The organism is Achromobacter sp. (assembly GCF_049647645.1).
GTDB lineage: Bacteria > Pseudomonadota > Gammaproteobacteria > Burkholderiales > Burkholderiaceae_B > Achromobacter.
The window spans coordinates 150,592-161,849 of the sequence record NZ_JBARYB010000219.1; the positions used below are offsets into that span (position 1 = coordinate 150,592).

12 protein-coding genes and 1 pseudogene are annotated in these 11,258 nt (G+C 64.1%); 9 read left to right on the forward strand and 4 right to left on the reverse strand.

Annotation, left to right across the window (positions count from 1 at the left end):
* Nucleotides 1-17: 17 nt before the first annotated feature.
* Nucleotides 18-629 (reverse strand): glutathione S-transferase family protein, encoded by a 612-nt coding sequence (locus WBB14_RS26120; protein WP_424242335.1) that lies wholly within the window; start codon nucleotides 627-629, stop codon nucleotides 18-20.
* 80 nt (nucleotides 630-709) lie between these two features.
* Here WBB14_RS26120 and WBB14_RS26125 point away from each other — a divergent pair, with 80 nt between their 5' ends.
* Complete coding sequence (locus WBB14_RS26125; protein ID WP_424242336.1) at nucleotides 710-1,864, forward strand: PQQ-dependent sugar dehydrogenase; 1,155 nt, start codon at nucleotides 710-712, stop codon at nucleotides 1,862-1,864.
* A 5-nt stretch (nucleotides 1,865-1,869) separates the two neighbouring features.
* Nucleotides 1,870-2,508 (forward strand): glutathione S-transferase family protein, encoded by a 639-nt coding sequence (locus WBB14_RS26130; protein ID WP_424242337.1) that lies wholly within the window; start codon nucleotides 1,870-1,872, stop codon nucleotides 2,506-2,508.
* A 7-nt stretch (nucleotides 2,509-2,515) separates the two neighbouring features.
* Here WBB14_RS26130 and WBB14_RS26135 read toward each other — a convergent pair whose 3' ends face one another.
* Nucleotides 2,516-3,430, reverse strand: coding sequence for a DMT family transporter (locus WBB14_RS26135; RefSeq protein ID WP_424242338.1), 915 nt, complete (start codon nucleotides 3,428-3,430; stop codon nucleotides 2,516-2,518).
* Between the two features lie 56 nt (nucleotides 3,431-3,486).
* Nucleotides 3,487-3,864, reverse strand: a complete 378-nt coding sequence (locus WBB14_RS26140; RefSeq protein ID WP_207465043.1) for a DUF423 domain-containing protein — start codon at nucleotides 3,862-3,864, stop codon at nucleotides 3,487-3,489.
* A 194-nt stretch (nucleotides 3,865-4,058) separates the two neighbouring features.
* Here WBB14_RS26140 and parS point away from each other — a divergent pair, with 194 nt between their 5' ends.
* Both parS and WBB14_RS26150 read left to right on the forward strand, forming a co-directional pair.
* Entirely contained in the window at nucleotides 4,059-4,526 is a 468-nt protein-coding gene (gene parS, locus WBB14_RS26145; protein ID WP_424242339.1) for a type II RES/Xre toxin-antitoxin system antitoxin, read from the forward strand.
* A complete protein-coding gene (locus tag WBB14_RS26150) occupies nucleotides 4,523-5,038 on the forward strand; it encodes an RES family NAD+ phosphorylase (protein WP_424242340.1) in 516 nt (171 codons plus the stop codon). Before parS ends, WBB14_RS26150 begins: the two co-directional genes overlap by 4 nt.
* A 1-nt stretch (nucleotide 5,039) precedes the next feature.
* Here WBB14_RS26150 and WBB14_RS26155 read toward each other — a convergent pair.
* Nucleotides 5,040-5,336: pseudogene (locus WBB14_RS26155) on the reverse strand (zinc-binding dehydrogenase); the annotation flags it as partial.
* A 44-nt stretch (nucleotides 5,337-5,380) separates the two neighbouring features.
* Here WBB14_RS26155 and WBB14_RS26160 point away from each other — a divergent pair.
* The 5 genes from WBB14_RS26160 to petA form a co-directional block, all read left to right on the forward strand.
* Nucleotides 5,381-5,926: a CDP-alcohol phosphatidyltransferase family protein gene (locus tag WBB14_RS26160; protein ID WP_424242341.1), complete on the forward strand. Its 546-nt coding sequence runs from the start codon at nucleotides 5,381-5,383 to the stop codon at nucleotides 5,924-5,926.
* Between the two features lie 39 nt (nucleotides 5,927-5,965).
* On the forward strand, nucleotides 5,966-6,652 hold the full coding sequence (locus WBB14_RS26165) for an HdaA/DnaA family protein (protein ID WP_424242342.1): 687 nt from the start codon (nucleotides 5,966-5,968) through the stop codon (nucleotides 6,650-6,652).
* Nucleotides 6,653-6,826: 174 nt separating this feature from the next.
* Nucleotides 6,827-9,031, forward strand: coding sequence for an RNA degradosome polyphosphate kinase (locus WBB14_RS26170; protein ID WP_424242343.1), 2,205 nt, complete (start codon nucleotides 6,827-6,829; stop codon nucleotides 9,029-9,031).
* A gap of 45 nt (nucleotides 9,032-9,076) precedes the next feature.
* Nucleotides 9,077-10,549 (forward strand): exopolyphosphatase, encoded by a 1,473-nt coding sequence (ppx, locus tag WBB14_RS26175; RefSeq protein WP_424242344.1) that lies wholly within the window; start codon nucleotides 9,077-9,079, stop codon nucleotides 10,547-10,549.
* A 162-nt stretch (nucleotides 10,550-10,711) separates the two neighbouring features.
* Nucleotides 10,712-11,258, forward strand: a 547-nt coding sequence (gene petA / locus WBB14_RS26180) for a ubiquinol-cytochrome c reductase iron-sulfur subunit (protein ID WP_424242345.1), incomplete at its 3' end; no start/stop codon positions are given.

Genomic DNA, 11,258 nt, shown 5'->3' on the forward strand with positions numbered 1-11,258 from the left:
GCAAGCCCCAGAAGGCCTTACAGGCCCTCGGCCTTGAGCGCGGCCTGGACGCCCTTGTCGGCTTCCATGCGCTTGAAGAAGGCGGCCAGGTTGTCCTGCCCCGACAGGTTCACTTCCTTGCCGTGCGCCCAGCGCAGCACCACGTACAGGTAGGCGTCGGCGATGGAGGGCTTGTCGCCGGTCAGGTAGGACTTGCCGGCGAGCTGGCCGTCCAGCTGCGCGAACAGCTTGGTCAGCAGCGCGGACGCGGAAGCCGCCAGTTCCTTCTGCGCGGCCTCGTCGCCCAGGAAACGCGGCGCGCCGAAGATCATCGAGAAGGTCTTGTGGATGTCCGAGTTGATGAAGCCGAGCCAGCGGCGCACTTCGGCCCGCGAGCGCGGCGTGCCGTCGCCCAGCAGATTCAGTTCCGGGGCATGTTCAGCCAGGTATTCGAGGATGGCGGCGTTCTGCGTGACGGTCCAGCCATCGTGCGCCAGGGCCGGCACGGCGCCCAGCGGGTTGACCTTCAGGAACTCCGGGCCCTTGAGCTCGTCGCGGCTCAGCTTGTGCGTTTCGTAGGGTTTGCCGATCCATTCCAGAACGATGTGGGATGCGAGCGAGCACGCGCCGGGCATGTAGTACAGTTTCATCAGATGGGGTCTCCTGAGAGCAAGGACGGGGATCTCCGTTCCTGGCCGATATGGTACGCCACCCGTTGCCGGAGATGCCCATGCCGTCACGTCCCGCCGCGATCGCGCGCGCGTTGCTTCTGTCGCTCTGCCTGTCCGCCGCGCTGCCGGTGTCGGCACAGCCAGGTCCCGAACCCGCATCCGTCCCGGCCCGCGTCACGGCGGTGGTGGGCGGCCTGAACCATCCCTGGGCCATGGCCTTCCTGCCCGAAGGCGGCGTGCTGATCACGGAGCGTCCCGGCAACCTCAGGCTGCTGCGTATACCGGGCGGGTTGTCCAAGCCGCTGGCCGGCGTGCCCAAGGTCGCGGCGCAAGGCCAGGGCGGCCTGCTGGACGTGGCGCTGTCGCCGGACTTTGCCCAGGACCGCTATGTCTACCTGTCGTATGCGGAGGCCGACGGTTCGAAGAGCGGCACCGCCGTCGGCCGTGGTCGGCTGTCCGCCGATGGCACGGCGCTGGAGGGTTTCCGCGTGCTGTTCCGGCAGGAACCCAAGCTGTCGTCGGGCCTGCACTACGGCTCGCGGCTGGTGTTCGACGGCAAGGGCTATCTCTACATCTCGCTGGGCGAAAACAACCAGCGGCCCACCGCGCAGGATCTGGACAAGCTGCAAGGCAAGGTGGTGCGGCTGAAGACAGATGGCTCAGTGCCGCCGGACAACCCCTTCGTGGGCCAGGCCGGTGCGCGACCGGAGATCTGGTCCTACGGACATCGCAACCCTCAAGGCATGGCGCTCAATCCCTGGACCGGCCAGCTCTGGGAAAACGAACACGGGCCGCGCGGCGGCGACGAGATCAATCTGGTCCAGCGCGGCAAGAACTACGGCTGGCCGCTGGCCACCCACGGCATCAACTATTCGGGCCAGCCCATACCCGAAGCGAAGGGTGCGGACCTGCCTGGCATGGAGGCGCCGCTGTACTGGTGGCCGAAGTCGCCGGCCATCAGCGGCATGGCTTTCTACAACGCGGACCGTTTCCCCGCCTGGCGTAATTCCGTATTCATCGGCGCTCTCGCCAACCAGAATCTCATCCGCCTGACCTTGGACGGCGATCGCGTGACGGCCCAGGAGTGGCTGCTGACGGACCGCAAGCAGCGGATACGCGACGTGCGGCTGGGGCCGGACGGCTATGTGTACGTGTTGACCGATGCCTCGCCGGGCGAATTGCTGCGCCTGGCGCCGGCCGAACAGGGGGGGTGAACGCCATGAAATCGTATGAGCTGATCGGGTCCGCCGGTTGCGGATCCGCCATTGTCGAGATGGCGCTGGTGCTGGCCAACGTGCCGCATACGCTGACGGACCTGCCGTACCTCAAACCCTGCGACCAGCGGGACAGGCTGTTGCGATTGAATCCCCTGGGGCAGGTGCCCACCCTGGTGCTGCCGGACGGCGAGGTCATGACCGAGAGCGCCGCCATGATCCTGCACCTGAATGACGTGGCGCCCCAAGCCGGGCTGGCGCCTGGGGCGGACAAGCCGGAGCGGGCGCGCTTTCTCAATCTGCTGATCCGCCTGGTGGCGGCCGTCTATCCCACCTTCACCTATGGCGATGACCCTCCGCAATGGACCAGCGCGGGCCCAGCCGCCGAACTGCTGCGCGAGAGAGTGCACTCGCGGCGGGCGGACATCTGGCTGGAACTGGAGCGCCAGGCTGGCGCGCCGCACATGCTGGGCCGGCGTTTTTCGGCGCTGGACCTATATGTGACCGTGATGACGCGCTGGCGTCCGGGGCCGGCATGGTTCGCGTCCGAGTGCCCGGCCTTGATGGCTGTGGCGCGCGAGGCGGCGCTCGAACCCAACGTGGAGCGGGTGCTGCGGCGGCACTTTCCGCCGCCCACGGAGTAGCCCGGCGTCAGGCTTTGAGCCGCTTGCGAGTTTTCGACTTGGCCCGCGCTTCGCGCACGGCGATGTAGACGCCGCTGCCGGCGATGAAGAGCGCGCCCAGATAGGCATAGGCGTCCGGGGTCTCGTGCCAGAAGATCCAGCCCAGGATGGCGGCCCAGATCAGCCCGGTGTAGTCGAAGGGCGCGACCACCGAGGCGGGGCCGATGCGGAATCCCTGCGTGATCAGCGCCAGGCCCAGGGTGCTGAACAGCGCGACCGCGCCGAAATACGGCAGGTCCGCCATCGCCGGCGGCTCCCAGACCAGGGGCAGGGCGACCGCGCTACAGACCAGTTGGCCCAGCACGATGTACAGCGTGGTCGTCAGCATGCCTTCGTTGCGGTTGATGCCGCGGGCCGTGATCATCATTACCCCGTAGAGCATGGCGGTGATCAGCGGCAGCAGGGTTGCGGCCTGGAAGGTGGCGGCGCCGGGCCGCACCACGATCAGCACGCCGGCAAAACCGGCCAGCACGGCCAGCCAGCGCTTGCCGTCCACGCGCTCTTTCAGGACCAGGACCGACAGCGCCGTCACGAACAGCGGCGCGGCAAAGGCGATGGCGGTAGCCTCGGCCAGCGGCAGCGTGCGCAGCCCCAGATAGAAGCAGTAGGCCGACACCACGTTGATGGCGCCGCGCGCGAGGTGCAGCCCGGGATGGGCGGTGCGCAATACCCGGCGCCCGCCCAGCCAAAGCGCCAGCGCGGTGACGAAAGGCAGGGCGATGAGCGCCCGCAGGAACAGGATCTGCAGCGGGTTGTAGTGGGCGCCCAGCCATTTGGCGTTGGCGTCGCTCAAGGTCAGGAAGAAAATGCCGGCCACCACGCAGGCAATGCCTGCGGCGGCGGATTGGGTTTGGGTGGCGGGCAATACGGAAGAAGTGGACATCTACAGCCTGGGAGGGGGGCGGTTCCTGCCGCCTGAAACGGAAAAGAGGAGGAGGATCAGCCCTGGGCGCGATAGGCCGCCAGCGCGACCATGCCCCAGGACGCCAGGAAGGCGACGCCGCCGAAAGGGGTGACCGCGCCCAGCCAGTGCGTGCCCGTCAGGGACAGCACGTACAGGCTGCCGCTGAACAGCACAATGCCGACGAACATCACCACGCCCGCCGCGGACAGCAGGGGCGAGCCGTAGCGGGCGCCCAGCAGCGCGACCACGAACAGGCCCAGCGCGTGGATCAGGTGATACAGCACGCCGGTCTGCCAGACGGACAGCAGTTCCGGCGTGAGCATGCGCTTGAGGCCATGGGCGCCAAACGCCCCGGCGCCCACCGCCACCATGAGATTCAACGCCGCGAGTATCGTCAGCTGCCGGTCCGTCATCGCCAGTCCTTATTAGTGTCTGATTAATCGTGTTACAGCCGCCTATGATATGCCCAAATCCAGGCCTGCCCCGGGGCAGGGCGTGCATGGGGACGGGTCTTGTGATGGGAATTCCAAATGAGATATCATGAATTCAATTTGGAATTTTCTGGTGCGCCCGCAACCGTGGCGCCCCAACTTGCAGGAGCCAGGCCATGAGCGTAGCCGCCCTCGAAAAAAACACCGCCAAACGTCCGTCGCGTCATGCCGCCGCGCGTGCCAAACAGTTGTTCCGCAGTCTGGTCGACAGCCCCCTGGTCGACATGGCGCGCGACGTGCGCCGCGGCCTGCCGGCGCAGATGGTGGATGACGCCGCCGATTACCTGCGGGTGCCCAAGTCCGAGATCATGGCCATCACCGAGGTCAAGGCGGCCTCGCTGTCGCGCTGGAGCCGCGAGGGCCTCATGCTGCCCCTGGGCGAGTCCGACCGCCTGGCCCGCGTGGCGCGGGTGGCGCGGGTGGCGCGCCAGGTGCTGGGCAGCGACGAAGAGGCGGTGGCGTGGCTGAATACGCCGGTGCCCGCCTTGGGCAACGTCAAGCCCTTGTCGCTGCTGACGTCCGACGCCAGCAGCCGCATCGTCGAGGACACGCTGGCGCGCGCTGCGGCGGGCGTCTACGCATGACCGACGACAGTGTTTCGATCTGGCGCATCGGCACGACCGCAGGCAAGTACCGCGCCGACGATTTGAGCGGGGCGGGGGCCGCAGCCGTCGGCGGGCGCTACAACAGCGCGGGCACGTCAGTGGTCTATGCCTCGGCCAGCGTGGCGCTGGCGGTGCTGGAAACCGTGGTGCACTTCGCGGCCCGCGCGTCCGAGCAGGCCAACCGCTATCTGATCGAACTGGCCGTGCCGCGCGCCGTGCATGAAGCCCGCCAGACGCTCAGCCTGACGCAGCTGCAAGAGGATTATCCGTTCTGGGACGCCGTGCCTTTCGCCGAAGCCTCGCAGGCCGTGGGCGACAACTGGGTGCAGTCCGGCGTGTCGGCGCTGCTGGAACTGCCCAGCGCCATCGTGCCCTATCGGGGCGTTCCGGACTGCAATTTCCTGATCAATCCGGCGCACCCCGACGCCGAGCACATCGTGGTGGTGCGGCGCGACCGCTTCATCTACGATCCGCGCCTGCGGCCCGTCTAGTTCAGTTCGTCAGCACCGCGCGGCCCACCACCTTGCCGGCCCGCAGCGACGCCAGCACGCTGTCGGCTTCGGCCAGCGCATGGCGGTGCACCGGCATGGGCGGCACCTTGCCGGCCCGCACCAGTTCCATCAGTTCCTGCAGTTCGGCCAGGTTGCCGACGTAGCTGCCGACGATGGACAGGGCCTTCATGGGGATCAGTGCGATCGGCCAGGATGAGGCGCCGCCGAACAGGCCCACGATGATCAGCTTGCCGCCCTTGGTCAGGAAGTCGAAGGCCAGCGAGGTGGTCGCGGTCGCGGCCCCAACTCCTTGTGGAGACAGGTGAAAGTCCGGAACGTCTCGTGAGCATCCCGAACATCATTACGCTCATCCGCATTCTGCTGGTTCCGGTGATTGTCTGGGCCATTGCCTCCGGACAAATGAAAATCGCATTCGGAATCTTCGTTATTGCCGGCGTCAGCGACGCGGTGGACGGATTTCTGGCCAAGCGCTTCAACATGGCAAGCGAGTTGGGGGCGCTGCTCGATCCACTGGCGGACAAGGCGCTGCTGGTTTCGATCTATGTGGCACTCGGCATCTGGGGTGCGTTTCCGCGCTGGATCGTCATTCTGGTGGTGTCGCGGGACATCATGATCGTGGGGGCCGTCATCATTTCGTGGTTGTTCGGCAAGCCAATGCCGATGAAACCGCTGATGGTGTCGAAACTGAACACGGCAGCGCAGGTGGCCTTGGCGGCTCTGGTTCTGGCCGCGCTGGGATTCAACTTCAGTTCGGCGCCTTACGAGCTTATCCTGATGGCATGCGTCACGGTGCTGACGCTGTTGTCGGTCGCTTTCTATATGGTGGAGTGGGTCCGCCATATGAGCACCATCGAGCTAAGTCGTTAGGGCAGTCGAGTGCCGGCGAAGCCGGAACGGAGTCAATGCGTGTCGGTCAGTGCCCCACCTCGTCAGCTTGCGTTTGCCCTGCCGCACGCCGAGAGCCTGTCTCGCGATGACTTTCTCGACGGCCCGTGCAATACGGCCGGACTGGCGCTGATCGATCGTTGGCCGGACTGGCCGAGCCGGATCATGATGCTGGTCGGGGCCGAGGGCTCCGGGAAAAGCCATCTGGCTGCGATCTGGGCCAGCGAGGCAGGGGCGCGAGTGACCGCCGCCCATACCCTGACGGCAACGACGGTGCCGGCCGAACTCGCGACCGGCGCGCTGGTGGTCGAGGATGTCGATCCGGCAACTCTGGATGAAAGGGCGCTGTTTCACCTTCTCAACCTTGCTCGCGAGTACGAAGCCTTCGTTTTGATGACGGCGCGGCAGCCGCCCTCGACCTTTGAGGTCGGGCTGCGCGACCTGCGCTCCCGACTCCGGGCATTGCCGGTAATTACTCTCGAGCAACCGGACGACGGCTTGTTTCGCGCGTTGATCGTCAAATTCGGCGCTGATCGGCAGATGCAACTCGACGAGGCGGTCGTGAGTTATCTGGTCAGCCGTATCGAGCGATCCTCGATGGCGGCGCGCGAAGCGATCGCTCGGCTGGACGCGGAATCCCTGCGGCTTGGCCGGCCGATTACGCGGGCGTTAGCGGCGGACGTGCTGAGGCAAGACAATCTGGAGTGACGATCCGAGTGACGTTGGCTTGCGCGGGCGGAAACCTGAAAGGACATCGTACGCTGCCCTGCGACGATGCATTCATCCCGTTGCTTGATCCTCTCCCGTCAATGTCATTGAATTGTCATGTCGATAGAACATGGTCGGCGCGGTTGTCGCTGCCCCTGTATTGGATTTCGGTCGATGGATGCTATTCAAACGATTGCTACTGAAGACGAAAAGACCGTTTCCGAGGCGGCGCCGTCCATTGCCTCAAGTCCCGAGCGCTATATCAACCGGGAACTGTCCTGGCTGCATTTCAATCGCCGGGTTCTGGAAGAGGCGGTCAACGTCGGTCATCCGGTGCTGGAGCGAGTCCGCTTCCTGTCGATTTCCGCAAATAACCTTGATGAATTCTTTATGGTCCGCGTCGCCGGCATCAAGGCGCAGGTCCGTGAAGGCATTCTCGAACGCAGTCCCGACGGCCTGACCCCGGCCGAACAACTCGTCGGCATCAACGAAACCGTGTCGCGACTCGCCATCGATCAACAGGCAATCTGGCGCGATCTGCGCGGCACGCTCGCCGAGGTCGGCATCGTAATGGTGGACGGCAAGGATGCGACCAAGGCCGAGCGCGCCTGGGTCGAGGATCACTTCCTTCACAACATCTTTCCGCTGTTGACGCCGTTGGCGATCGATCCGGCGCATCCGTTCCCGTTCATTCCGAGTCTGGGTTTCACTGTCGCATTGCATCTGGTCCGAGTGTCGGACGGCAAGCCGATGAATGCGTTGATCCGCATGCCGGGCAAGATCGATCGCTTCATTCGCATGCCGTCCAACGGCAAGGACGGTACGGTGCGACTGATGACGCTGGAGCAGGCCACCAGCCTGTTCATCGGGCGTCTCTTTCCCGGTTATCTCGTCAAGGGGCAGGGGGCGTTCCGCGTTATTCGCGACAGCGAACTGGAAATCGAGGAAGAAGCCGAAGATCTCGTGCGGCTGTTCGAGACGGCGTTGAAGCGCCGGCGTCGTGGTTCGGTGATCCGGTTAGAGATCGAAGCGACGATGCCGGAGGAGTTACGCGCCTTCGTGCAACGCGCGCTCTCGACCGCCGATGACGAGGTGTTGTTGGTGGACGGCGTGCTGGCGATGAACGAACTGTCGCAACTGACGCGGCTCGATCGTCCCGATCTCGAATTCGTGCCTTACGTGCCGCGGCATCCCGAGCGGGTGCGCGACCATGGTGGCGACATCTTCGCGGCGATCCGGCAAAAGGATCTGATCGTCCATCACCCGTATGAATCCTTCGACGTCGTCGTGCAATTCCTGCAACAGGCGGCGCGCGATCCGGATGTGGTTGCAATCAAGCAGACGCTGTATCGCACCTCGCGCGATTCCCCGATCGTGCGCACGCTGGTGGAAGCGGCGGAAGCCGGCAAGTCGGTGACGGCGCTGGTCGAGATCAAGGCGAGATTCGACGAAGAGGCCAACATCCGCTGGTCGCGCGATCTCGAGCGTGCCGGCGTGCAGGTAGTGTATGGCTTCCTCGAATTGAAGACGCACGCCAAACTGTCATTGGTCGTGCGTCGCGAAGGCGGCAGCCTGACCACTTATGTCCACACCGGGACCGGCAACTATCATCCCGTCACTGCGCGCATCTACACCGACCTGTCGTATTTCACGTCGGACCCGATCATCGGCCGCGACGCGGCGCGCGTGTTCAACTACATCACCGGCTATGCGGAGCCGAGCGACATCGAAAAGATGGCGGTGTCACCGCTGACCCTGCGCAAGCGCATTCTCGATCATATCGAGGGCGAGATCGCATTCATGCGGCAGGGCAAGCCTGCCGCGATCTGGATGAAGATGAATGCACTGGTCGATCCCGAGATCATCGACGCGCTTTATGCGGCGTCGCAGGCGGGCGTATCGATCGAACTCGTCGTGCGCGGCATCTGTTGTCTGCGGCCTGGTGTTCCCGGTCTGTCCGACAACATTCGCGTCAAATCGGTGATCGGTCGATTCCTGGAACACGGTCGCATCTACTGTTTCGGCATGGGACATGCGATGCCGGGGCCGAAAGCGGCTGTGTATATCTCGTCGGCGGACATGATGCCGCGCAATCTCGATCGCCGCGTCGAGGTGCTGTGCCCATTGCAAAATCCGACGGTGCATCAGCAGGTTCTCGAACAGATCATGGTCGCAAACCTGAAGGATACAGAACAGAGCTGGCAGTTATTGCCGGATGGATCGTCAACGCGTATGAAGGCGGCGAAGGGCGAGGAGCCTTTCAATCTGCATAACTACTTCATGACCAATCCGAGTCTCTCTGGCCGTGGAAAGTCACTCAAGGAATCGTCGCCGCGCCGGCTTACGCGCAAATCGGAACGGCAGTCATCCTCATCATAGAGGATCTGTCGGGTGACAGTGCGCCCGCGAAAGCGCGCATCCAGCGTGGCGGTGATCGACATCGGTTCGAATTCCGTCCGCCTCGTGGTCTATGAATCGCCGGCGCGAAGCCTCGTGACCATCTTCAACGAAAAGGCGCTGTGCGGTCTTGGCCGCGAAGTGCAGACCACGGGTCTGCTTGCGGCGGACGCCGTTACCAAAGCGCTGACGTCGCTTCGACGTTTTCGCGCGCTGTGCAGAGTGATGAAGGTCGGCAAGGTTTATGCCGTTGCCACCGCAGCGTGCCGCGATGCGACCAACGGGCCTGAGTTCATCGCGCGCGCCGAGAAGATTTGCGGGACGCCTATCACAATCCTGTCCGGCAAACGTGAGGCGCATCTTTCGGCGCTGGGCGTCGTGTCCGGAGTCTACAAACCCCACGGCCTCGTCGGCGACCTCGGTGGCGGATCGCTGGAATTGATCGACGTGCGCGGCAATCGGCTCAGCAGCGGCGTGACGTTGCCGCTCGGCAGTCTCGCGCTGCAGGACGCCTCGCAGAAGTCTCTCAAGCGCGCGCAACGCATCGTGCACAACGAACTGGCCCGCGCACCGCAGCTTGCGGCAGGCAAGGGCCGCACCTTCTATGCGGTCGGCGGCACCTGGCGCGCACTGGCGCGTCTTCACATCATTCAGAGCGGATATCCGCTGAAGGTGATGCACGGCTATTCGATTCCGGCAGCCGAAGCACTCTCGTTCGTGCGGCGATTGCGTCGTCTGATCGCGGCCAACGCGCTTGCGGATATCGAGGCGGTGGCGGATGCGCGGCAACCGCTTTTGGCTTACGCGGCGCTGGTGCTCGAACACATCATTCGGATCGCGAAGCCCGACGCCATCGTGTTCTCGACCTACGGCGTGCGCGAGGGCCTGCTGTACGAGATGCTTCCGGCGCAGGAGCGCGCCAAGGATGGGCTCGCGAGTGCCGCGCAAGCCTTGAACCTTTTGCTGTCGCGCTCGGCGCGTCACGCCGAAGAACTGATCGCGTGGACCGACAGTTTCGTAAGGATCGCCAAGCTGCCGGAGACGCCGGTCGAACGCCGCTTGCGTCACATCGCTTGTCTGTTGTCCGATATCGGTTGGCGTGTGCATCCAGACTATCGCGGCGAGCAGACGCTCAATCTCGTCTGTCACGGCAACTTCGGACAGATCACTCACGAAGGGCGCGCGTTCGTCGCGCTTTCGGTGTTCTATCGTTATGCTGGATTGCGCGAGGAAAATGAATCACCGCCTGCGGTGCGCACACTGGTCTCGCCGATGATGCTTGAACGCGCGCGCATTCTTGGAGCGGCATTCCGCGTCGCGCATCTGATCTCGGCGGCGCGGCCCGGCGTGTTGCCGGCAACGCACTTCCGCAGCAAGGGACGCAAGCTGTCGCTGATCTTCGAGCATCGCATGGTCGATCTGGTCGCGGACCGCGCCGGCAGTCGCTTCAAGCAACTCGCCAAACTGGTGGGACGCTCGGGGTCGATCATTCGGAAGTAGCCCGCTACGTCACACCATTGGTCACCGATGATTGAACGACCGCAGGCAACAAATGCCGTTGCGTGCGTGTTATCGGAATCGTCGATCTTATTACGAAGAGTGCTGCGTCACCGACGAGGCATTGGCGATGGATCGGGGGCGCAGCCACACTCGGAGCGAACCGTGACCACCTTGCCTGTCGATCAAACAGAAATACCCTCCGATCACAAACAGACGCGAAGAGATTTCCTATATGTCTTGACAGGATGCGTCGGTGCGGTCGGCGCGGCCGCGGCACTCGTCCCCCTGATTTCTCAGATGGAGCCCGATCAAGCCACTTTGGCAGCCGGCGGTCCCGTCGATCTCGACCTGAGCAAGGTGCAACCGGGGCAGCAGGTCGTTGTTCGCTGGCGTGGGCGGCCGGTTTTTGTGATCAATCGTTCGCCGACCGCGCTCAAGACTTTGCAGGACGAAAAGCTGCTGTCGCAACTCGCTGATGCTGGTTCGGAGCAACTCCAGCAAGCCGACTATGCGAAGAATTGGCATCGGTCGATCAAGCCTGAGTATGGGGTCTACGTGGGTATCTGCACTCACCTCGGATGCATTCCGATGTACTATCCGGATCCGAGCGCATCGGTGCCGACGTCGGATTGGCTCGGAGGTTACTTCTGTCCGTGTCATGGATCGAAATACGATTTGGCCGCCCGCGTTTTTCGCGGCGTGCCGGCTC